This is a genomic window from Streptomyces sp. NBC_01092 (genome assembly GCF_045039535.1).
Lineage (GTDB): Bacteria > Actinomycetota > Actinomycetes > Streptomycetales > Streptomycetaceae > Streptomyces.
Window position 1 is genome coordinate 5,033,698 of record NZ_CP108659.1, and the last position, 20,300, is coordinate 5,053,997.

General features: G+C 69.6%; 22 protein-coding genes and 1 tRNA gene. 7 read left to right on the plus strand and 16 right to left on the minus strand.

The features are described 5' to 3' along the window. Nucleotides 1–21: 21 nt before the first annotated feature. The 3 genes from OG254_RS22605 to OG254_RS22615 all read right to left on the minus strand — a co-directional run bounded on the left by OG254_RS22605 (nucleotide 22) and on the right by OG254_RS22615 (nucleotide 2,484). Nucleotides 22–1,269 (minus strand): wax ester/triacylglycerol synthase domain-containing protein, encoded by a 1,248-nt coding sequence (locus OG254_RS22605; RefSeq protein WP_405584629.1) that lies wholly within the window; start codon nucleotides 1,267–1,269, stop codon nucleotides 22–24. Between the two features lie 132 nt (nucleotides 1,270–1,401). After that, on the minus strand, nucleotides 1,402–1,683 hold the full coding sequence (locus OG254_RS22610; protein WP_351200596.1) for a hypothetical protein: 282 nt from the start codon (nucleotides 1,681–1,683) through the stop codon (nucleotides 1,402–1,404). A gap of 75 nt (nucleotides 1,684–1,758) precedes the next feature. Beyond that, the gene (locus OG254_RS22615; protein ID WP_405584632.1) at nucleotides 1,759–2,484 is read right to left on the minus strand and encodes a hypothetical protein; all 726 of its coding nucleotides are present in this window, start codon (nucleotides 2,482–2,484) and stop codon (nucleotides 1,759–1,761) included. Nucleotides 2,485–2,895: 411 nt separating this feature from the next. Between OG254_RS22615 and OG254_RS22620 the strand changes: the two genes are divergently transcribed. The 3 genes from OG254_RS22620 (at nucleotide 2,896) to OG254_RS22630 (ending at nucleotide 4,482) form a co-directional block, all read left to right on the plus strand. Further along, the gene (locus OG254_RS22620; protein ID WP_405584635.1) at nucleotides 2,896–3,384 is read left to right on the plus strand and encodes a hypothetical protein; all 489 of its coding nucleotides are present in this window, start codon (nucleotides 2,896–2,898) and stop codon (nucleotides 3,382–3,384) included. A 215-nt stretch (nucleotides 3,385–3,599) separates the two neighbouring features. Then, complete coding sequence (locus tag OG254_RS22625) at nucleotides 3,600–3,893, plus strand: hypothetical protein (RefSeq protein ID WP_405584638.1); 294 nt, start codon at nucleotides 3,600–3,602, stop codon at nucleotides 3,891–3,893. 277 nt (nucleotides 3,894–4,170) lie between these two features. Further along, nucleotides 4,171–4,482, plus strand: a complete 312-nt coding sequence (locus tag OG254_RS22630; RefSeq protein ID WP_148000040.1) for a hypothetical protein — start codon at nucleotides 4,171–4,173, stop codon at nucleotides 4,480–4,482. Between the two features lie 161 nt (nucleotides 4,483–4,643). Here OG254_RS22630 and OG254_RS22635 read toward each other — a convergent pair whose 3' ends face one another. The 5 genes from OG254_RS22635 to OG254_RS22655 all read right to left on the minus strand — a co-directional run bounded on the left by OG254_RS22635 (nucleotide 4,644) and on the right by OG254_RS22655 (nucleotide 7,118). After that, nucleotides 4,644–4,988, minus strand: a complete 345-nt coding sequence (locus OG254_RS22635; protein ID WP_405584640.1) for a hypothetical protein — start codon at nucleotides 4,986–4,988, stop codon at nucleotides 4,644–4,646. Nucleotides 4,989–5,242: 254 nt separating this feature from the next. Beyond that, entirely contained in the window at nucleotides 5,243–5,578 is a 336-nt protein-coding gene (locus OG254_RS22640) for a hypothetical protein (RefSeq protein ID WP_405584642.1), read from the minus strand. Between the two features lie 294 nt (nucleotides 5,579–5,872). Beyond that, on the minus strand, nucleotides 5,873–6,265 hold the full coding sequence (locus OG254_RS22645) for a hypothetical protein (protein WP_351200582.1): 393 nt from the start codon (nucleotides 6,263–6,265) through the stop codon (nucleotides 5,873–5,875). A gap of 335 nt (nucleotides 6,266–6,600) precedes the next feature. Beyond that, on the minus strand, nucleotides 6,601–6,837 hold the full coding sequence (locus tag OG254_RS22650; protein ID WP_194044498.1) for a hypothetical protein: 237 nt from the start codon (nucleotides 6,835–6,837) through the stop codon (nucleotides 6,601–6,603). A 206-nt stretch (nucleotides 6,838–7,043) separates the two neighbouring features. Continuing rightward, nucleotides 7,044–7,118 (minus strand) — tRNA-Thr (locus tag OG254_RS22655). Nucleotides 7,119–7,335: 217 nt separating this feature from the next. Here OG254_RS22655 and OG254_RS22660 point away from each other — a divergent pair. The 3 genes from OG254_RS22660 to OG254_RS22670 all read left to right on the plus strand — a co-directional run bounded on the left by OG254_RS22660 (nucleotide 7,336) and on the right by OG254_RS22670 (nucleotide 9,915). Next, nucleotides 7,336–8,424: an ABC transporter ATP-binding protein gene (locus tag OG254_RS22660; RefSeq protein ID WP_148000044.1), complete on the plus strand. Its 1,089-nt coding sequence runs from the start codon at nucleotides 7,336–7,338 to the stop codon at nucleotides 8,422–8,424. A 219-nt stretch (nucleotides 8,425–8,643) separates the two neighbouring features. Beyond that, complete coding sequence (locus OG254_RS22665) at nucleotides 8,644–9,102, plus strand: hypothetical protein (protein WP_148000045.1); 459 nt, start codon at nucleotides 8,644–8,646, stop codon at nucleotides 9,100–9,102. Nucleotides 9,103–9,183: 81 nt separating this feature from the next. After that, nucleotides 9,184–9,915: a nucleotidyltransferase family protein gene (locus tag OG254_RS22670; RefSeq protein ID WP_351200578.1), complete on the plus strand. Its 732-nt coding sequence runs from the start codon at nucleotides 9,184–9,186 to the stop codon at nucleotides 9,913–9,915. A 446-nt stretch (nucleotides 9,916–10,361) separates the two neighbouring features. On the opposite strand, the gene OG254_RS22675 is transcribed toward OG254_RS22670, so the two are convergent. From OG254_RS22675 to OG254_RS22700, 6 genes are all read right to left on the minus strand, one after another. Beyond that, nucleotides 10,362–11,990, minus strand: a complete 1,629-nt coding sequence (locus OG254_RS22675) for a DoxX family membrane protein (RefSeq protein ID WP_405595127.1) — start codon at nucleotides 11,988–11,990, stop codon at nucleotides 10,362–10,364. A gap of 134 nt (nucleotides 11,991–12,124) precedes the next feature. After that, nucleotides 12,125–13,066, minus strand: coding sequence for a 23S rRNA (guanosine(2251)-2'-O)-methyltransferase RlmB (gene rlmB / locus OG254_RS22680; protein ID WP_351197616.1), 942 nt, complete (start codon nucleotides 13,064–13,066; stop codon nucleotides 12,125–12,127). 98 nt (nucleotides 13,067–13,164) lie between these two features. Then, nucleotides 13,165–14,562 (minus strand): cysteine--tRNA ligase, encoded by a 1,398-nt coding sequence (gene cysS, locus OG254_RS22685; RefSeq protein ID WP_405584647.1) that lies wholly within the window; start codon nucleotides 14,560–14,562, stop codon nucleotides 13,165–13,167. 74 nt (nucleotides 14,563–14,636) lie between these two features. Then, nucleotides 14,637–15,128: a 2-C-methyl-D-erythritol 2,4-cyclodiphosphate synthase gene (gene ispF / locus OG254_RS22690; protein ID WP_405584649.1), complete on the minus strand. Its 492-nt coding sequence runs from the start codon at nucleotides 15,126–15,128 to the stop codon at nucleotides 14,637–14,639. After that, complete coding sequence (gene ispD, locus OG254_RS22695; protein ID WP_351197611.1) at nucleotides 15,118–15,882, minus strand: 2-C-methyl-D-erythritol 4-phosphate cytidylyltransferase; 765 nt, start codon at nucleotides 15,880–15,882, stop codon at nucleotides 15,118–15,120. Before ispD ends, ispF begins: the two co-directional genes overlap by 11 nt. A 333-nt stretch (nucleotides 15,883–16,215) precedes the next feature. Next, nucleotides 16,216–16,698, minus strand: a complete 483-nt coding sequence (locus OG254_RS22700; protein ID WP_003953493.1) for a CarD family transcriptional regulator — start codon at nucleotides 16,696–16,698, stop codon at nucleotides 16,216–16,218. Nucleotides 16,699–17,314: 616 nt separating this feature from the next. Between OG254_RS22700 and OG254_RS22705 the strand changes: the two genes are divergently transcribed. Next, nucleotides 17,315–17,998, plus strand: a complete 684-nt coding sequence (locus tag OG254_RS22705) for a DUF461 domain-containing protein (protein WP_405584652.1) — start codon at nucleotides 17,315–17,317, stop codon at nucleotides 17,996–17,998. Between the two features lie 86 nt (nucleotides 17,999–18,084). On the opposite strand, the gene OG254_RS22710 is transcribed toward OG254_RS22705, so the two are convergent. Then, entirely contained in the window at nucleotides 18,085–18,765 is a 681-nt protein-coding gene (locus tag OG254_RS22710) for a response regulator transcription factor (protein WP_015659563.1), read from the minus strand. Beyond that, a complete protein-coding gene (locus tag OG254_RS22715) occupies nucleotides 18,762–20,039 on the minus strand; it encodes a cell wall metabolism sensor histidine kinase WalK (protein ID WP_148000052.1) in 1,278 nt (425 codons plus the stop codon). The genes OG254_RS22710 and OG254_RS22715 overlap by 4 nt, the downstream gene beginning before the upstream one ends. Nucleotides 20,040–20,300 lie beyond the last annotated feature (261 nt).

Here is a 20,300-nt window from a genome sequence, read left to right on the forward strand (position 1 = left end):
TGCCTCCATCTCCTGGTGCCGTCAGAGCACTGACGGCGTCGCCGTCCGAGCCCATGTCTCGAACTCCGTGACGACCGCGTCGGCGAGCCGACTCGCGTCGTCCGGGCCCGCGTTGCCCACCGCGGTGAGTGTGAACGCGTCCCCTGCCTGTGCCAGGGCGAAGCTGACGGTGCCCGGGTGCTGCAAGGGCGGCAGCCCGACCGTGCGCACGAGCCGGCGGCCCTGGAAGGTGCTCGGCCCGCCGGGCCACTTCATGGCCGTGGTCGCGGTCGCCGCGAAACAGGAGTGGCGGCCCCGGCGGTTGAGCAGCCTGGTCACCCAGGGGCCGGTGCGCCGCGCCGCCTCCGCCGCAGGGAACAGCACGGTGGCGTGTACGGCGGCCCGGTCGGGGACGCCGGCCAGCGCGGCCTGACACGCCCGCAGCCGCGCCACGGGCCCGTCCACGTCGACGGGCAACGCGACCCGGACCACGGTGAGGCTGTTGCCGAGTTCGCCCGTGTTCCCCCGGCCGCGCAGATCGCACGGCACGGCCGTGTACACGGGCTCGTCCCGCTCCCGCCACCGCAGCACCGGTCCGTACCGGGCCCGCACCGCCCCGGCCACCGCGGCCACCAGCAGCTCGTTCAGCGTCGCGCCGCGCCCGTCGGCGGGCTGCCGGCGCGCGGATCGCACGATGTGCGCGGGCAGTTCGCTCACCGCGACGGAGGTGTACGTCTCTCCCGGCGCCCGCGTCGGAAGGGCCTGCCCCGCGGCCGACATCACCCTGAGCTCCCGGCCGGCCGCGCGCAGCCCGCTGCGCGGCAACGGCACCGCCCGTTCCGGCCCGCCCGCCGGCCCCGGGTCGTCCATCAGGGCCCGCATCAGCGTCGCCAGCGACCGCCCGTCCAGCAGCGCGTGCTGGGCCACCAGCGCCAGGGCGAAGTCACCGCCGTGCGTCGCGTCCGGGATCACGAACAGCCGCCAGGGCGGCGCCCCGTCGGCGAGCGGCCGGTCCACACTCCGCGCCCACAGCTCGTCCAGCGTGGTCCGAGCCTCGGCGACCTGCGCGACGGGATCGAACGGCCCCGGCACGACCCACCGCGCACACCCGCCCCGCCCGCACGACCTGTCGAGCACACAGCTCATCCGCTCCAGGCCCGCCCACCGCTCGACGACCCGGGCCCGCACCCGCTCCACATCGGGCCGCTCGCCGGAGAGGACCGCCGCCAGGCCGATGACTCCCGGACAACCGTTGAGCAGCAGCATCTCGTCGGCACAGGACAGTCTCATGCGACAGGTCGCCCTTTCACTCGGCGTGCGCGGCGCGGCCCGACCCTCGCCAGATCTCTGCCGTGTCTACGGCTCGCAAGTCCAACGCCCGCCCCGTGACGGAGCGGGCGTTGAACCGGACGCTTCGTACGGTTACTTGAGCGCCGAGCTGTTGCAGCCCATGTCCGAACCGAGGTGGCTGGGCTGCGCGGCCGGGGAGCCCTCACCGTTGAGCGCGTTGGCCAGCACGCCGTTGAGGGCGCCGACGCTGCCGAGGATGTCGATGTTCATGTCGTGCGAGCGGCACTCGATGCCCTGCGTGATGTCCACGTCATGGGCCCTCCCCTCACCGTGGGCGAAGGCCGTGCCCACGCCGAGGGAGCCGACACTGCCGAGGACGGCACCCACCAGGGCGGCCTTGTGGAGCTTGCGCATTTCTTCTCCGTTGGATCGAGCGGAAGGGGTGTGCAGCGAATGAGGTTGGAACGGCGGCCGGTTGTGGAACGGCCGTCAGCCGAGCCGGGGCAGACCCAGCTGGCCCACGGGCGGCGCCGCGACCTGTCCGAGGCCGAGCCCGGGCACCTGCGGAGTGCTGGTGGTCAGCGGGTTGATCAGCGGGTTCACCTCGGGGTTCACCTGCGGGTTCACCTGCGGCGCGACCCGCGGCGGGGGCTCCGGGTTGAAGACCTGCGGAGCGGAGACCTGCGGAGCGACCTGCGGCATGACCTGCGGGGCCGCCTGCGGCATGACCTGCGGAGCCGCCTGCTGGGGGGCGGAGTGCTGCGGGACGCCGGCCTCCGCGAAGCCGCCCGACGAGGCCGAGGCGGTGGCGTAACCGGTCTGCTCACGCGGGGCGGGCGCCGGAGCCGCGTACTGGGGAGCCGGCTGCGGCTGCGGCTGCGGCTGGTACTGGGGCCGGGAGGCCTGAGCGTAACCGCCCGACCGGGACGCCGCCGTGACCTGGGGCGGCGCGTACTGGGGAGCGGGCGGAGCGTACTGCGGAGCCGGAGCGTACTGGGGCGCCGGAGCATATTGCGGCGCCGGGGCGTACTGCGGCGCCGGGGCGTACTGGGGAGCGGGAGCGTACTGAGGTGCCGGGTAATACTCGGGAGCGGGCGCCGGAGCGGCACCGGCGTACCCGACGGGATAATCGGCCGCCTCGCTGACGCCGGCGCCGATGGCGGTCAGACCGCCGGCCGCTGCGACGACGAGCGCGGCCTTGTGAAGCTTGCGCATGGAACCCTCGGCCCTTCATTACCTGTGCAGGGAAATCCGTTGTATTTCAGTGCAGTCTTGCGTGTGCTCAGTCTGATATTCGTACTGCGCCCTTACAGGGGTAATGCCTGAGCTGTCATGTGGACTTCACGCCGGAGCCGGCAGCGGATCCCGTTGCCTCTCTCTGTTTTCCTGCCACTGCCCTCTCTCAGCTGGCAACGACATTTCTTCGGCCAAGTCACGGGATCCGTAATTCCGTCACTCCATTGCCATCCATCGGATTTTCACACCCTCTGGCAATTGGGTGACCCCGCCCCGACTCACGTGACTGGATTCGCAGTTGTCTCGTTCCGCACAAGGAGAGAGAGCGATGGGTCATCGCAGTCGCATTTCCGTACGTTCATGCACAGGTCAATGAAGGGCCGAGGTTCCATGCGCAAGCTTCACCAGGTCGCGCTCGTCGTAGCAGCAGCCAGTGGTCTGTCGGCCATCGGCGTCGGCCCCAGCGTCGCCGACGTGCCCGTCGGGTACGGCTCCGTTCCGCCACCCGCCGGCCAGCAGGACCTCCAGGCCACCTCGTGGACCAACTCGCAGGCCAGCGCGCAGCGCTCCAACCTGCCGAACGCGCACCGGCCGGCGCCGGCGACGCTGCCCCATCACGGCGCCGACGTCACCCCGCAGGTCAACCCGCAGCTGAGCCCCAAGATCAGCCCGCAGGTCAACCCGCAGCCGACCGCCGCGCCGTCCGGCCCGATCGAGCAGGCCAACCTCTTCCGCCCGTACCAGGAGTGCAGCCCCCAGTCCCTGCTCAACGCGGCCGTCCCGGTTGCCGTACTCGCCGCGGCCGAGACCGAGGGCGTCGACTGCGACCAGGCCAACAGCCAGGCCAACTCCCTGGCCCACGCCCGCTACACGCGCTGAGGCGCACTTCTTCGACCACGAGCCCCCGGCGTCGGTGCGACGGCCGGCGCCCGGGGCCCGTTCGCATCTGATGCGACTTCTGGGTGCTTCCGGACGGGAGATCACAAACCTCGGCGCGTCGCACATATATGTCCGGATACTTCGTATTAATCTCCGGTAACTGTACGAAGTCGATCTCGCACAGATCGCACCCACCTCACTCCACCGGAGAAGACATGCACAAGCTTCGCAAGGCTGCCGTCCTGGTCGTCGCCATCGGCACCGTCGGCTTCCTGGGCGCCGGTTCGGCCACGGCCGACGGCCACGGCGGCCAGGGCGGCAAGGGCGGCGACAAGTTCAGCGTGCTGCAGAGCTCCAACTGCAAGTCGCACGACCTGAACGTCGACGTCCTCGGCCAGGTCGGCGTCCTCAACGGCCTGCTGGGCAGCGCGCTCAACGGCGAGGGCGACCCCGGCGCGCAGGACACCCACCTCGGCTCGTCGATGGGCTGCAACAACAGCGCCTTCTAAGGCACTTACGGCCGGACAGCCGGCCGAAGCGGGAAACAAAGTCCCGGTACCGAGCCTCACGCCCGGTACCGGGACTCCTTTTTGCGCCGGACTCGCGCCGGACTCACTCCGGATTCGCTCACACGACAGGACATTTCATAGCCATCGGCCAAGATGGTGAGACTTTCCTGAATTCGGCGTGCCGCCGATTGCGTTGGAATACTTCCTATTAGCCTCCGTAATTGTACGAAGTCGGTCTGCAACAGATCGACCCAACTCCACTCCACCGGAGATGAACATGCACAAGCTCCGCAAGGCCGCCGTCCTGGTCGCCGCCCTCGGCTGCGTCGGACTTCTGGGGTCCGGCGCCGCCCACGCCGACGGAGGCGACTGGGGCAGCAAGGACAGCAAGGGCAGCAAGGGCACCAGCCTGAACATCATGCAGAGCAGCACCTGCCGCTCGCACGACGCCAACGTCGACGTCCTCGGCCAGGTCGGCATCGCCAACGGCCTGGGCGGCAACCTGCTCAACGGCGAGGGCAACCCCGGCGCACAGGAGACCTCGCTGGGCTCGAGCATGGGCTGCAACAACAGCGCCTTCGGCAAGTGACGTAGGCCAGACCCTCTTCCGGTGCCCCGGCCTTGCGGCCGGGGCACCGGTCTTTTCACCACCGATCACCACCGCTCACCACCGCGAATTAATCAGAGTACTAATCAGAAAAAAATGCCGGATCGGAATTTCTCCCGATCCGGCATTTCGCTGTCGGTGCGTCAGAACTTGAATTTGGGGAGCTTGAAGCCCTTGGGCAGCTTCGCCGTGTTGTTGCACTCCACGACCGGACCGCTCTGCACGGACCCGCCGCCGTTCACCATGCGTCCCTCGGCCCCGAAGCGCGGCCGCTCGACCGTGGTGCAGTCCTGCTTCTGCTGGACGGTGTACCCCCGCTTGTCCTTGTGGACGACCTCGCTCTTCTTCACGCAGACGATGTCTCCCTGGGCGGTGATCGTGCAGTCACCCTTGGGGTCGTCGGCATGCGCCGGCGCCGCACCCGCGTACATCACGGCGAGAGCTCCGAGGAGCCCCGAGACGGTTGCGATCTTCTGTCGACCGATCATGCTGCGTTCCTTTTGCCTTGGAGAAGCTCGGATTGCCTTGGAGAAGCCCGGACATGACACAGCCCGGCCGCGCTCCCTGATGGGTCTGGCGCGCGTCCGGGCTGCGTTGCTAAGGGTGTTGTCCAGCACACCGATGAACAGCCCGACCTGATCCAGGAGCAGGGACGTTCAGATCGTGCGCCGCGCATACGGTGTTCCGATGGATGTCGATGCGTCTGAGCCCTGAAAATCGCGCATCGACCCTCGGTGTCTTGTTACTGGGCGGCGTACGGAGCGGAGTACTCGCCGTAGCCGTACTCCGGAGCGGCAGCCTTGGGAGCGGCCTCCGGCGCGATCTGCGGAGCGGCCTCGGGAGCCGCCTGGGGCGCGGCCTGCGGGGCGACCGCCGGGGCGGCCTCCGGCGCAGCGGCAGCCTTGTCGTGCGGAGCACCCCACGTGGCCACCGCGTTGGCGGTCGAGGTGGCGACCGCGGTGACAGCCTGACCGTCCCAGTCGTCCTCGTGGGCGAAGGCGCTACCGGCACCGACACCGAAGGCGGACAGTCCCGCGACCGCAGCTGCTACGACTGCAACGCGCTGAAACCTGCGCATAGTTTGACCCTTTCCTCCCGGGCGCGAAGCCCTGGCTTGACTACTTAATCTGAGCATATACATTGATTCCGTAGCAATTTGGGACCTTTCGCCCTTCCCGTGTCGTGTCGGCCCATGGCAAGGCATCGGTGCGCACACCGATTTCCCTGACTGGAAAACGACCCATCCCCGCTGTCGGGTCACGGGCGTTGGGAGCCGGTCACCCATTTGCCGAGAAGCGGGAGTTGGGCGCGCGAAAACGGCGGATGGCCGGACCCGGTCGACCCGGTCCGGCCATCCGCCGTTCGAAGACGCTCAGCCCAACAGGCGCGCCAGCAACGGACTGGCGTCGTCCCGGTCGCTGGTGTCGTTGGTGGTGGGAGCAGGTGCGGCGGGGGCCTGTGCAGCGGGGGCCGCGTTCTCGTCGCAGGTGATGTGCGGGCCGATCCTCGTCTGCCCGTTGGACAGCACGCCGGGGGTGGGCAGGGTCAAGGGCTGCGTCGGCTGGCAGTTCACGGTCCGGCGCAGGACGAAGCCGTCGCCCTCGGGCGTCTCACCCTGGATCTGCTGCGTGCAGATGATGTTGCCCCCGGGGTCCATGGTGCAGGCACCCGGGCCCGCCGCGTGGGCCTGGGTGGCGCCGAAACAGGTCATGGCGAGGCCGCCGAGAAGCCCCGACACAGCCACGAACTTCTTGCCGTTGAACATGTGTTGCGTCTCCTTTGTGGGGGTGTGCCCGGACGTCGTACACCGCGAACGGCCGCGCCGGGCCCTGGGGGTGTCGCAGAGACGGACCCCGGCGCCCGACACATCCGGGACACTCGGGGCCGTTTCGCTTAGGAAACGAAGGACTGACCTGAGGGCGACCGATCCGCGTCCGACCAACCGCACATCGCCGCACCGGAGTTCATCAGGGCCGCCGCGACCGCGTACGGGCCGCTGGAGCGTGCTCTCGCTCCGGGCATCCGCACATGAGCGGGCCCCTTCGGGTACGACCCCGAAGGGGCCCGCGGGAGGCGTCGCGCACGACTACGCCGCCGACCTCAGCCGGTGAAAGCGTTGTTGAACTGGCCGCAGGTGGTGTCGAAGGTCTCGGAAAGACCGAGCACGGCGACCGGGACGTCGGTCGCGGCAACCGTCTGCGGGCTGCACTCCTGGTACGGGCGGTAGAGGTCCGACACGGACGGCGTGGCGTCGTAGGCGACACTCGTGCCGGCGCCGATGGCGGACAGGCCGCCGGCAGCAGCTGCGGCGATCATGACCTGGTGAAGCTTGCGCATGGAACCCTCGGATTTCATTACATGTACATTGAGGCTGATTGCCTACTGTGACGACACGAACACTAGCAGTAGCGATCCGGGATCCTATTCCACGCCGACGCATGTCCCGTGTCCCAATGGGCACATGGGGCGGTGGAATTCACCCGACAAGGGCGTGGGAAATGAAGAAGCGGGGCGGTGTCATCGACAACCGCCCCGCTGGATTGAGCCCCCTGTCGGATTCGAACCGACGACCTGCTGTTTACAAGACAGCCGCTCTGGACCAGCTGAGCTAAGGAGGCCTGCGCGCGCTGTCACGCACGCACCCGTGCAGTGTACCCAGGTTCAGAGTGGGCCCTGTCGAAAATTTCCGCGAAGTTCACATGCCCCCAGGTACTGACAGACCAGGCGAACGCCAGGTACCGTCCAGATCCAGTCCGCTCATGTGGACTAAACCAACCACCTTCCTACAACGGATCGTCCGGCACGTTCCTGCCGGTAGAAGGGGGCCCATTCACCATGGCCACTGTTTCGTTCGACAAGGCGACCCGGATCTACCCGGGCACCGAGAAGCCCGCCGTCGATGGTCTGGAGATCGAAGTCGGGGACGGCGAGTTCCTCGTCCTCGTCGGTCCGTCCGGCTGCGGCAAGTCGACCTCGCTCCGCATGCTGGCGGGGCTCGAGGACGTCAACGCCGGCGCCATCCGCATCGGTGACCGCGACGTCACGCACCTGCCGCCCAAGGACCGGGACATCGCCATGGTGTTCCAGAACTACGCGCTGTACCCGCACATGTCGGTCGCCGACAACATGGGCTTCGCGCTCAAGATCGCCGGCGTCAACAAGGCGGAGATCCGCAAGAAGGTCGAAGAGGCCGCGAAGATCCTCGACCTCACCGAGTACCTGGACCGCAAGCCGAAGGCCCTGTCCGGTGGTCAGCGCCAGCGTGTCGCCATGGGCCGCGCCATCGTGCGTGAGCCGCAGGTCTTCCTCATGGACGAGCCGCTGTCCAACCTGGACGCCAAGCTCCGTGTGTCGACCCGTACGCAGATCGCGTCGCTCCAGCGCCGCCTCGGCATCACCACCGTCTACGTCACCCACGACCAGGTCGAGGCCATGACGATGGGTGACCGTGTGGCGGTCCTCAAGGACGGTCTGCTGCAGCAGGTCGACACCCCGCGCAACATGTACGACCGCCCGGCCAACCTCTTCGTCGCCGGCTTCATCGGCTCCCCGGCCATGAACCTGGTCGAGGTCCCGATCACCGACGGCGGCGTGAAGTTCGGCAACTCGGTGGTGCCGGTGGACCGTGAGGCACTCTCCGCCGCCACGGACAAGACCGTCACCGTGGGCGTCCGCCCCGAGCACTTCGACGTGGACGGCTCCGAGTCGGCCCAGGGTCTCGCGGTCACCGTCAACGTGGTCGAGGAGCTCGGCGCCGACGCGTACGTCTACGGCACCGCCAAGGTCGGCGACGACTCCAAGGACCTCGTCGTCCGTGTCAGCGGCCGTGACGTGCCGGAGAAGGGCAGCACGCTGCACATCGTCCCGCGTTCCGGTGAGACCCACGTGTTCTCCACCTCCACGGGTGAGCGGCTCTCCGACTGAGCGCGCACAGGCAGTACAACCCCGGGTAATTCACCCAGGTTGACGAAGAGGGCCCCGCAGAGCGCTGCGGGGCCCTTCTCGTTGTCGACAAATACCCCGGCAGACCGGGTCATTTCGAGCGCTGTGCGTCAACGCGCCGTTCAGGGATGGGCACCACTTCGTCCCCCGAACCGGTGACCAAATGTCGCCATATCAGTACTGAACGCTACCCTCACTCGCGTGAAGCACTCCACCAACCCACAGACACGACGCGGCCACCGGGGCCCCGCCCGCCAGCTCGGCCGCACCATCGCCTTCGTCCTGCCCGTCGTCCTGGTGCTCTCCGGGACCCTCGCGGTCACCCGGGTCAACTGGTCGGGGGACCCCTCGGACTCGGTGCTCACCGCGACCGACGTCTCGAGCGCGGGTGCCGCGAAGAACACCGCGCCGCGCGCCCCGCAGGACGTGCTGCGCGACCAGCTGCTGACCGAGCTGCAGGAGAAGGACCCGGGCGTCGCCCTCACCCACCTCCAGCAGGCCGTCGACGAGCGGCCGACGCTCGCCCGGCACTGTGCGTCGATCGCCCGTGCGCTCGGCCGCGCGGCGGTTCGTATGTACGGGCCCACCCGGGCGCAGTCCTATTCACGGCCCGTGTGCGACACGGCGTTCGCCTCGGGGGTCGCCGGGGCGCACGGTTAGCGCGGGGCGCCGGCGCTGGGCCTCGATCGAGGAACGGTTGCCGGCGGATGCCGTCGGCGGGGCGCCGCGTACAGTTCGGGCATGACTGATCCGAACGCCGCGTCCCGCCCCGTTCAAGCCGTCATCCTGGCCGGGGGCCAGGGGTCCCGGCTGCGCCCGTACACCGACGACCGGCCCAAGCCGATGGTCGAGATCCCCGGTACGGGGACGCCGATCATCGGCCATCAGCTTTCCTGGCTGGCCGAAGAGGGTGTGACGGATGTGGTGATCAGCTGTGGGCATCTCGCCGAGGTGCTCCAGGACTGGCTGAAGTCGGCCGAGCTTCCGGTGCGGGTCACGACGGTCGTCGAGACAGAGCCGCTGGGGCGAGGTGGCGGACTGAAGTACGCGGCGGGCCATCTGCCGCATCCGGACCGGCCCTGGTACGCGACCAACGGGGACATCTGGACGCGGTTCTCGCTGCGGGACATGGCGGACTTCCATGCCGAGCGGGACGCCGTGGCCACGTTGGCGCTCGCTCGGCCTCGCATTCCCTGGGGTGCGGTGAAGACGGACGGCTTCGGGCACATCACGGACTTCATCGAGGCTCCGCCGTCGACGTTCGAGATCAACGCGGGTGTGTACGTCTTCTCGCCCGCCTTCTCCTCTCTGCTGCCCGAGCGCGGCGACCACGAGCGTACGACCTTCCCCCACCTGGCCCGGGAACGCCGGCTGGCCGGGTTTCCGCTTCCGCAGGGGGCGTACTGGCGCGCCATCGACACGGCGAAGGACCTGACGGAGGCGGCGAAGGAACTGGCGGCTCTGGGGCGCTGACGCGGCGTGGTGGCCGCCGGATGCCTGCGGCGGCCCGTTGCCGTTCGTGGGGGTTCGCGTAGCGCCTACGGGTCGGTGGGTGGGTCGGGGCCGCGTCGGGGGGTATCCGTCCTCGGTCCGGCGGTTGCTGTGCCTCAGAGGGGTGCTGTTCCTTGACGCCGGCCACTGCGGGCGGACACCCCCCGACGCGGCCCCTTGCAGCCGTGGGCGACTGCGGGCGCGTAGGGCTGCCTCTATGGCGCTCACTGTGCCGGTCTCTCATCAGCCCCGGCCGGCATCTCTCAGCCCGTCTGGGGGTCCCCCCTGCTCGAAGAGCTTGGGGGAGTTTGAGGACGAGGCCCCTTCAGGGCCGATGCGGGGGTCCGGGGGCCGCAGGTCCCCAGGAGAACGGGCGATGGGCCCCGGACGCTGGTGCGTCCGGGGCCCATCGGTGTCGTAGGGCTGGCCTAGCCCAAGAGGCCGCCGACCAAGCCCGGTTCGTCCTCGGCGGAGCCGCCCGTGGAGCCGCCTCCGGACGTGGGGCCGCCCGACGTCGGGCCGGTCGTGGTGCTCGGGGCCTCGTCGGCGGGGGTGGACTGCTCGGGCGGTGCCTGGCCATCCGTGCCCTGCGTCTGGCTGGGCGTGCCCGCGCCCGTCGAGCCCGTGTCGCTGGTGGCGCCCGGCGTGGTCGCGGCGCCGGACGGGGTGGCCGCGCCCGAGGTCGCGCCCTGCGTGGGCGAGTTGGAGGCCGACGGCGACTTGTCGTGCAGGTTGTCGGACTCCTGGGGCAGGGGCGAGCCGGGGAGTTCGTTGCGCGGGGCCTCGCCGGGGCCCGGGACCACGACACGGTCGGCGTCGCGGACCGCGCCGCCCAGCAGGGAGCCGATCAGCAGGGTCAGGCCGGTGACGATCGCCGTGATCAGGGCGCCGCGGCGCAGGACGTACTGGCGCAGTTCCCAGATGTCGGAGCGGGGACCGAGACGGCGCCAGGCCACGCCCGCGAGGCGCCCGTCGATGGAGTAGACGGGAGCGCCGGCGATGATCAGCGGGGACCAGGCGGCGAGATAGATGATGTCGGGGGCGTCGTAGACCGGGACGCTCTTCCAGCTGACCGTGACCAGGAGCGCCGCGGAGAGCATTGCGCCCACGACCGCTGCGACGCGCTGCCAGCAGCCCAGGACCGTCAGGACGCCGACGATCACCTGGAAGAAGGCGATGACGAGGCCGGATCCGACCGGGTGTTCGAGGGCGAACTGGCGCAGCGGTTCGGCGACTTCCCAGGGGTGCAGCGTGTTGAGCCACTTGACCATGGAGCCGCGCTTGCCGCCGTCGAAGTAGACGGGGTCGCAGAGCTTGCCCATGCCGGCGTAGATGGAGATGAAGCCGAGGAAGACCCGGAGGGGGAGCAGGACGACACCGAGGTTCATGCGGCGGCCGGGATAGTAGGCGTGCCGCGCGGGGTCGTCGCCGAGTCGCTTGGGCGGTGCGTCGGCGCCGTCCGGGCCGTGGGGATCCTCGTCGATGAAGTCCTCGGCCGCGTACGTGAACTCCTCGTCGTAGGCGCTCTCGACCGTGCGCATGTTCGGCAGCAGCCGGGTTTCGAGGGATTCGTGCGTGCGCTGGGCGCCCACGAGCGGCGTTTCGACCGTCCGCGCCATCTCGTCCTCGTAGCCGCCGTCATAGCCGACGTCGACGCGCGGGATGACCTGGGTGCCACCGGCGGCGGGGGCCGGTTCGTCGCCGTGGCGGACGCTGCCGTCCCGCACGGCCTGGAGGAGCCGGTGGGCGCCGGTGTCGTCGGGCGCGGACGTGCCGTTCCAGACGGCGACCCGGCGGCGGGCGCCCGCTGCCGCGCCCGCTCTGCCGCCCGAGTTGACGAGGGGCATGAGGGCGGTGTCCTCGGTGGCGCTCAAGTGCCGTGCGATCCGCGGGGATTTGGTGCGCCCGGTCGACGCACCCAGCAGCACGCGGAAACTCGCGTGACTGACGATGATCTGCGCCGGATCGCTCGGCACCTTCACCATGCTCAGCGCGGGAGCGTCGTCGTATCCCGACGAGCGGTCCCCCGTGGGTGTGCGGGGTGTTCTGGTGTCCACACTCAACTAACCGAGTGACGTGTGGTTAGGACACTGCTTTGACCGGTCCGATCTGTCCGGACCCCGTCAAGGATGCGCAGGTCGCACCACTGTCACCAGAATTAACCCGCACGGGTGACGCCACGGATGTCTGTTCAGACGCGTCGGCGGGCCGCCTCGTACAGGACGATTCCTGCGGCCACACCGGCGTTGAGGGACTCCGCGCCGCCCGGCATCGGGATGCGTACGCGGAAGTCGCACGTCTCGCCGACCAGCCGCGACAGGCCCTTGCCCTCGCTGCCGACCACGATGACCACCGGGCCCTCCAGGGCCTGGAGGTCGCCGATCTCGGCCTCGCCGTCGGCGGCGAGGCCGACGACCGCGATGCCCGCCTTCTTGTACGCCTCCAGGGCACGCGTCAGGTTCGTGGCCCGGGCGACCGGCGTACGGGCCGCCGTGCCGGCGGACGTCTTCCAGGCGCCGGCCGTCATGCCCGCCGCGCGACGCTCGGGTACGACGACTCCGTGGCCGCCGAAGGCCGAGACCGAGCGGACCACCGCACCGAGGTTGCGTGGGTCCGTCACACCGTCGAGGGCGACGATGAGCGGGTCCTCGCCCGCGTCGGCCGCCGCGTTGGCGAGGTCCTCGGGGTGGGCGTACTCGTAGGGCGGGACCTGGAGGACGAGGCCCTGGTGGTTGAGGCCGTTCGTCATGCGGTCCAGCTCGGGGCGCGGGGCCTCCATGAGGTTGATGCCACCGCGCTCGGCGGCGAGCTGGAGGGCCTCGCGGACGCGCTCGTCGTTGTCGATGAACTGCTGGACGTAGAGGGTGGAGGCCGGGACGCCCTCGCGCAGTGCCTCGACGACCGGGTTGCGTCCTACGACCATCTCGGACGTGCCCTTGCCGCCCCGGCCCCGCGGCGCGGGGCGGCGCGCGGCCTGCTTCGCCATGGCGTTCGCGATGCGGTTCTTCTTGTGCTTCTTGCGCATCTCGGCGGGCGGGGTCGGGCCCTTGCCCTCCAAGCCCTTGCGCCGCTGGCCGCCACTGCCGACCTGCGCGCCCTTCTTGCCGGACATGCGGCGGTTGTTCGCGGCCATGACCTACCCGTCTGTCGTGAAGCGTTCGTACGTACGTCTATGAAGTGTGCCGCCCGATGGGCCGGGCGGCACAATCGATCTTCCTGCGCCCGAGCCCGTCAGCGCGGGCCGAGGCTCCAGCGCGGGCCCTGCGGGCTGTCCTCGATGACGAGGCCCGACTGGCCGAGCTGGTCGCGGATGGCGTCCGCGGTGGCCCAGTCCTTGCGGGAGCGGGCTGCCTCGCGCTGGTCGAGGACCATGCGGACCAGGCTGTCGACCACGCCGTGCAGGTCCTCGCCGCGGTCGGTCTCGCCGACCCAGTGCTCGTCGAGCGGGTCCAGGCCGAGGACGCCGAGCATGGCGCGCACCTCGGCGAGGCGGGCCACCGCGGCTTCCTTGTCGTCGGCGGCCAGTGCGCTGTTGCCCTGGCGGACGGTGGTGTGCACGACGGCGAGCGCCTGCGGGACGCCCAGGTCGTCGTCCATCGCCTCGGCGAAGGCGAGCGGCACCTCGGGCGACGGCTCGACGACACCCGCCTTCTCCACCACGCGCTGCACGAAGCCCTCGATGCGCGCGAACGCCGACTCGGCCTCGCGCAGGGCCTCCTCGCTGTACTCGATCATCGAGCGGTAGTGCGGGGTGCCGAGGTAGTAGCGCAGGACGATCGGGCGCCAGGCCTTGACCATCTCGCTGACCAGGACGCTGTTGCCGAGCGACTTGGACATCTTGTCGCCGGCCATGGTGACCCAGGCGTTGTGCACCCAGTACTGGGCGAAGTCGTCGCCGTAGGCCTTGGCCTGGGCGATCTCGTTCTCGTGGTGCGGGAAGATCAGGTCGAGGCCGCCGCCGTGGATGTCGAAGGCGGTGCCGAGGTACTTGTGCGCCATGGCCGAGCACTCCAGGTGCCAGCCGGGACGCCCGGGGCCCCAAGGCGTCGCCCAGGTCGGCTCGCCGGGCTTGGCGGACTTCCACATGGCGAAGTCGCGCGGGTCGCGCTTGCCGGTCTCGCCGTCGCCGGACGGCTGCAGGAGGTTGTCCAGCTCCTGCCGCGACAGTTCCAGGTATCCCGGGAAGGAGCGCACGTCGAAGTAGACGTTGCCGTCGGACTCGTAGGCGTGACCGCGCTCGATGAGGCCCTGCATCATCTCGACCATCTCGGTCATATGGCCGGTGGCACGGGGCTCGTACGTCGGCGGCAGGCAGCCGAGGGCGGTGTAGCCGTCGTTGAACGCCCGCTCGTTCTCGTACCCGATGGACCACCACGGGCGGCCCTGCTCGGCGGCCTTGGTGATGATCTTGTCGTCGATGTCCGTGACGTTCCTGATGAACGTCACGTCATAGCCGCGGTACTCGAACCAGCGGCGCATGATGTCGAAGTTGAGGCCGGAACGGATGTGACCGATGTGGGGCGCGGCCTGCACGGTGGCACCACAGAGGTAGATCGAGACACAGCCCGGCTTGAGCGGGGTGAAGTCACGGATCTGCCGGGCGTTGGTGTCGTACAGGCGAATAGTCACGACACCAGGGTAGTGGGCGGATGAGGGTGCCTGGTGCGTAAGTGAGGTTTGGCCGTTGTCGTCTGCGGGGCCCGCTAGCCGACCCGCACCACCAGTGCCGTCGCCACCGCCATCAGGCCCTCGTCGCGGCCCGGGAAACCCAACCCGTCCGTGGTCGCGCCCGACACCGACACCGGTGCGCCCGCCGCCTCCGACAGGATCTTCTGCGCCTCGTCGCGCCGCTTGCCGATCTTCGGGCGGGGGCCGACCACCTGGACCGCGATGTTGCCGATACGGAAGCCCGCCTCGCGCACGATGCGGGCCGCCTCGGTGAGGAGTACGACGCCGGAGGCACCCGACCACTCGGGGCGCCCCGTGCCGAAATGCTGACCCAGGTCGCCGAGGCCGGCCGCGGAGAAGAGCGCGTTGCAGGCGGCGTGGGCGACGACGTCCGCGTCGGAGTGGCCGGCCAGACCCGAGCCCTCGCCCTCCCACTTCAGGCCCGCGCACCACAGCTCGCGGCCCTCCTCGAAGGCGTGGATGTCGGTGCCGATGCCGACCTGCGGGAGCAATGCCTCAGAAGCCATCGTTCAGCCTCCGGCGGGCGAGGACCGCCTCCGCCAGGACCAGGTCCAGCGGGCGCGTGACCTTGAAGGCCTCCTCGTGGCCGGGGACCACCACGACCGTCAGGCCGAGCTGCTCGACCATGCTGGCGTCGTCGGTGACATCGTCCGTCACCGTCTCGTGCGCACGGATCAGCGTGGCGCGGTCGAAGCCCTGCGGGGTCTGCACGGCGCGCAGGCGGGCGCGCTGCGGGGTGGCGACCACCGGCTCGGGGGCCCCGGGCGTCTGCGCGGGCTCGACCTCCTTGACCGTGTCCGCGAGCGGCAGCGCGGGCACCACGGCCGGCGCTCCGTCCCGTACGGCCTCGATCACGGCGTCCACCGTGTCCACCGGCACCAGCGGGCGCGCCGCGTCGTGCACCAGGACGATGTCGTGATCCGGCGGCAGCGCGTCCAGGCCGAGCTTGACGGACTCCTGGCGGGTCTCGCCGCCGGGGACCACCAGGAAGTCGGTGCGCTCGGGCAGCGCGTGGGCGTCGAGCATGCTCTTGACCTCGGGGGCGCCGTCGGGCGGGGCCACGACGACGACGAGGGAGACGGCGCGGGACGCGGCCATCGCGCGGACCGCGTGGATGAGCATGGGCGTGCCGTTCAGCGCGCGAAGTGCTTTGGGGGCGCCAGGACCGAGGCGCACACCCCGACCTGCGGCCGGAATCACCACCGCGGTACGGGTTCCACTGCGGGCTTCCGAGGGCGAAGGGCGCGAATCGTCAGACATCGGTTCCTGTCAGGTTTGTGTGCTCGACCTAGTTGGGTATGGCCTGGGGGTGCCCCCTGCTCGAGCGCAGTCGAGAGCTTGGGGGAGTGCCGGGCGCGAGCCTTGACCGGACCCTTCCGTGACAGTCGGTCGAGCCTGCTGCCCGGGCCCGGCACGTCAAGTATCGGGGACGTCCCCGAAGTAAGGCGCGCATGGCAGGACACGCACGGCGCCCGCGAGCGAACATGCCGCAGCGCCCGGCGACAGCAATTACGTCATCGGGCACCGCGGCACTTCTTTGAATTCAGCACAGTGCTGAACTGAGGGTGCTGAACTGAGGCGGGTGGGACCGCGTCAGGACGCGAGAACCTCGTCGAGCAGGGCTTCGGCCTTGTCCTCGTTGGTGTTCTCCGCGAGAGCGAGCTCGCTCACCAGGATCTGGCGGGCCTTGGCGAGCATGCGCTTCTCACCGGCGGAGAGTCCGCGCTCGCGCTCACGACGCCACAGGTCACGCACGACTTCCGCGACCTTGATGACATCGCCGGAGGCGAGCTTCTCCAGATTTGCCTTGTAACGACGCGACCAGTTCGTGGGCTCCTCGGCGTACGGCGCGCGCAGCACCTCGAAGACCCGGTCCAGCCCGTCCTGACCGACCACATCACGCACGCCGACGAACTCCGCATTGTCCGCTGGCACACGTACCGTCAGGTCACCCTGGGCGACCTTCAGCACCAAGTAGGTCTTGTCCACGCCTTTGATCTGGCGAGTTTCGATGGCCTCGATCAGCGCGGCCCCGTGATGGGGATAGACCACGGTGTCGCCAACCTTGAACGTCATGTGACAGGTACCCCTTCCGTGGCTATCCAGAGTAACACGGAAACTGCGGGTTCTGAATGGCGTTTTCGCAGGTCAGGGCATATCTCGGGGCTTGACAACTCCAACAGGAACGTGCTGCGCGGGCCGAACGGAAGAAGGTATTCGCAGGTGGGAGCGGCTCTGCGGGCGGGGTGAAACGCGCACGTTACGCGCATCCGGCGGCACCTCCGAGTGGCCGAACGTACACATATGTCCTGTTCCAAGTGTGCGACTTCCGCTACTCCGTTCGGCGTCCCGAGTCGGGTACCGGACGATTCCCGGAATTGATCACGGCCAGGCCGGACGGCACGGTCGGTGATCAATTCCGGGAGGGTCGTGCATTCCTTCACGGAAATTTTGCGCGTCGGCTTGCAAGGGGCTTATGTGAATGACGGACGAGCGGCCGGGCAATGTGACTCCCGGGTCACTTGCGGGTGAAGAGACGGGGCGTGGAAGAGGTACTTCGAAGCCACTTCGGTCGCTGAGGGGAGGGTCGGGTGCGGTCACGCGGGAACGGCTCGGTAACCTAAGGCCGCTGACAGACACTTAGGGCGGCTTTCCGCGCCCGCTCCGTTCGAGTCAAGGAGTTGCCGCCGCCGTGAGCAGCAGCCTTCGACGCGGCGCACTCGCTGCCGCTTCCCTCGCGTTCTCGATCACCTCGCTCGCCGCGTGCGCCGCCGGCAACAACAGCCAGACGCTGGAGATCAAGCCGGACAACGCGGCCACCTCCGTCGGCGACATCAAGGTCCAGAACGCCATCGTCATCACCCAGCCGGACCAGGAGTCGACCGGCCCGGCCGCGATCTCCGCGACCCTGTTCAACTCCGGCACGACCGCCCAGACGCTGGACGCGATCAAGGTGGACGACATCGACAAGACCGCCGAGCTCAAGGCCGCCAAGGGCGGCAGCCTGAGCATCCCGGCCGGCGGCTCGCTGATCCTCGGCGGCAAGGACAACGCCTCCGCGGTGCTGGCGAGCAGCAGTGAGGCCCTCCGGGACGGCAACGCGCAGAAGATCACCTTCACCTTCAGCAAGACCGGTGACGTGAGCCTGCGCGCGTTCGTCGTGCCCGCCGAGCGCTACTTCGAGGGCTGGGGCCCGAGCGCGGTGCCGGAGGTGCCGGGCACGTCGTCCTCGCCGACGGGCTCCCCGGCCGGGGACGCCGAGTCCACGCCGACCGGCACTGCCCCGGCCGGCTCGACGGAGAGCGCCGGTGCCGGGACCGAGGGCGGTACGCCGACCGCGACGGACAGCGCCTCGCAGTCGGCCGCCGGTCACTGAGCGGTCGTACGGCGCCTGGTGCAGCCGTAGAAAAGGGCGGGGCCCCGGAAATCCGGGGCCCCGCCCTTTGTCGTCGCGGCTGCGGTTTACGGCTCGAACTTGTAGCCGAGGCCTCGCACCGTCACCAGGTACCGCGGCGCGCCCGGGTCCGGCTCGATCTTGGCGCGCAGGCGCTTGACGTGGACGTCCAGGGTCTTGGTGTCGCCGACGTAGTCGGCGCCCCAGACCCGGTCGATGAGCTGCATGCGGGTCAGGACACGGCCGGCGTTGCGCAGCAGCATCTCCAGGAGGTCGAACTCCTTGAGGGGGAGGTCGACCTTGGAGCCGGAGACCGTGACCACGTGGCGGTCGACGTCCATCCGGACCGGGCCCGCCTCCAGCGCGGCCGGGGTCACCTCCTCCGGCTCGCCGCGGCGGCGCAGGACGGCCCGGATACGGGCCACCAGCTCGCGCGAGGAGAACGGCTTGGTGACGTAGTCATCTGCTCCTATTTCCAGGCCGACGACCTTGTCGATCTCGCTGTCCTTGGCGGTGACCATGATCACCGGGACGTTGGAGCGGCCGCGCAGCTGGCGGCAGACCTCGGTGCCCGGCAGGCCGGGCAGCATCAGGTCGAGGAGGACGAGGTCGGCGCCGTTGCGCTCGAACTCGTCGAGTCCGTCGGGCCCGGTGGTCGCGACGGCGACCTCGAAGCCCTCTTTACGGAGCATGTACGACAGGGCGTCGGAGAAGGACTCCTCGTCCTCGACGACGAGCACACGGGTCACGGAAGGACCTCCGGGGCGGAAAGCGTTTCGTACGCGGGTGAGTCGGGGGCAGTGGGGGATTTCGATAGTGCGGGCTGCCCGGCCTCGTCGTCGAGATCGGGGTGCTGCTGAGCCCGGTCGCGGGCCGCACCCGCCTCCGGCAGCCGCAGGGTGAACGTGGAGCCCTGTCCCTCGGAACTCCACACCGTGACCTCCCCGCCGTGCGAGGCGGCCACGTGCTTGACGATCGCGAGACCGAGGCCGGTGCCACCAGTGGCACGGGAACGGGCCGGGTCGACGCGGTAGAAGCGCTCGAAGATGCGCTCCTTGTCCTTGTCCGAGATGCCGATGCCCTGGTCGGTCACGGCGATCTCGATATTGTCCCCGCCCGCGATGCTGAGCCTGCGCGCGGCGATGCCGACGCGGGTGCGGGCGGGTGAGTAGTTGACGGCGTTCTCGACGAGGTTGCCGAGCGCCGCGGCCAGCTGGCCCCGGTTGCCCCAGATGCTGAGGTCCTCGGTGCCGCCGGCGGCCATGGTGATCTGCTTCGTGCCGGCGGCGTGCCGGCAGCGGTCGATCGCCTCGGCGACGAGTTCGTCGACGCGGACGGGCTCGGCGTCCTCCAGCGGGTCGTCGTTCTGCACCCGGGAGAGGTCGATGAGCTCCTGCACCAGGTTGGTGAGCCGGGTCGCCTCGATCTGCATGCGCCCGGCGAAGCGCTCCACGGCCTCCGGGTCGTCGGAGGCGTCCATGACCGCCTCGGACAGCAGGGAGAGCGCGCCGACCGGGGTCTTGAGCTCGTGGCTGACGTTCGCCACGAAGTCGCGTCGTACCGCCTCTATCCGCCGGGCCTCGGTGAGGTCCTCGACGAGAAGGAGGACGAGACGGGAGCCGAGCGGCGCGACACGGGCGGACACGGCGAGAGCCTCGCCACGTCCGGTGCCACGCCTCGGGAGGTCCAGCTCGACCTGCCGTATCTCCCCGTCACGTCGGGTGTCCCGGGCCATCTGGAGCATGGGCTCGACGGAGAGCTTGCCGCCGCGCACCAGACCGAGGGCGTACGCCGCCGAGCTGGCCTTGACGACCGCGTCGCCTTCGTCGAGGACGACCGCGGACGAGCGCAGCACCGACAGGACCGTGTCCACGCCGGGCGGCAGGACCGGGTCGGTGTGCAGCGAGGTTCGAGTGGGTCGCTTCAGGTCGCGTTCGCTCCAGCGGAACGCCAGCATGGCGATGACACCGGTAAGAACCCCGGCGATCGCTGCCGCTGCGGCGACCGCCGCGTTCACGTCCATGCACCCAGGTTAGGCATGTCGCGGGCCGTGCCCACAGCCGTCGGAGTGCGAGCTCGAACACTCGTCGCCCAGAGTTCACCTTGGAGCCAGTGTTGGTTCATTTGGGGTGGCTGAAACGGACGCGTAGGCACCGGATCGTGAGGTCGTGGGGTTCGCACGGCCGGTTTGCGCGGAGATCACACAGTCGGTTTAGCGTAGAGATCGCACTGGCGGTTTCACGACAGTCCGACTGTCGTTTTCGCGACGGTCTTACTGTCTGGG

Bases quoted from the DNA above. Each gene is read 5' to 3' on its own strand.
- OG254_RS22625 (WP_405584638.1), top strand. From the start codon at position 3,600: ATGCACAAGCTTCGCAAGGCTGCCGTCCTGGTCGTCGCCATCGGCACC.
- OG254_RS22630 (WP_148000040.1), top strand. From the start codon at position 4,171: ATGCACAAGCTCCGCAAGGCCGCCGTCCTGGTCGCCGCCCTCGGCTGC.
- OG254_RS22660 (WP_148000044.1), top strand. From the start codon at position 7,336: ATGGCCACTGTTTCGTTCGACAAGGCGACCCGGATCTACCCGGGCACC.
- ispF (WP_405584649.1), bottom strand. From the start codon at position 15,128: ATGGCTTCTGAGGCATTGCTCCCGCAGGTCGGCATCGGCACCGACATC.
- OG254_RS22715 (WP_148000052.1), bottom strand. From the start codon at position 20,039: ATGGACGTGAACGCGGCGGTCGCCGCAGCGGCAGCGATCGCCGGGGTT.
- ispD (WP_351197611.1), bottom strand. From the start codon at position 15,882: ATGTCTGACGATTCGCGCCCTTCGCCCTCGGAAGCCCGCAGTGGAACC.
- OG254_RS22670 (WP_351200578.1), top strand. From the start codon at position 9,184: ATGACTGATCCGAACGCCGCGTCCCGCCCCGTTCAAGCCGTCATCCTG.
- OG254_RS22650 (WP_194044498.1), bottom strand. From the start codon at position 6,837: ATGCGCAAGCTTCACCAGGTCATGATCGCCGCAGCTGCTGCCGGCGGC.
- OG254_RS22645 (WP_351200582.1), bottom strand. From the start codon at position 6,265: ATGTTCAACGGCAAGAAGTTCGTGGCTGTGTCGGGGCTTCTCGGCGGC.
- OG254_RS22700 (WP_003953493.1), bottom strand. From the start codon at position 16,698: ATGACGTTCAAGGTTGGCGACACCGTGGTCTATCCCCATCACGGGGCC.
- OG254_RS22620 (WP_405584635.1), top strand. From the start codon at position 2,896: ATGCGCAAGCTTCACCAGGTCGCGCTCGTCGTAGCAGCAGCCAGTGGT.
- OG254_RS22605 (WP_405584629.1), bottom strand. From the start codon at position 1,269: ATGAGACTGTCCTGTGCCGACGAGATGCTGCTGCTCAACGGTTGTCCG.
- OG254_RS22610 (WP_351200596.1), bottom strand. From the start codon at position 1,683: ATGCGCAAGCTCCACAAGGCCGCCCTGGTGGGTGCCGTCCTCGGCAGT.
- OG254_RS22640 (WP_405584642.1), bottom strand. From the start codon at position 5,578: ATGCGCAGGTTTCAGCGCGTTGCAGTCGTAGCAGCTGCGGTCGCGGGA.
- rlmB (WP_351197616.1), bottom strand. From the start codon at position 13,066: ATGGCCGCGAACAACCGCCGCATGTCCGGCAAGAAGGGCGCGCAGGTC.
- OG254_RS22615 (WP_405584632.1), bottom strand. From the start codon at position 2,484: ATGCGCAAGCTTCACAAGGCCGCGCTCGTCGTCGCAGCGGCCGGCGGT.
- OG254_RS22635 (WP_405584640.1), bottom strand. From the start codon at position 4,988: ATGATCGGTCGACAGAAGATCGCAACCGTCTCGGGGCTCCTCGGAGCT.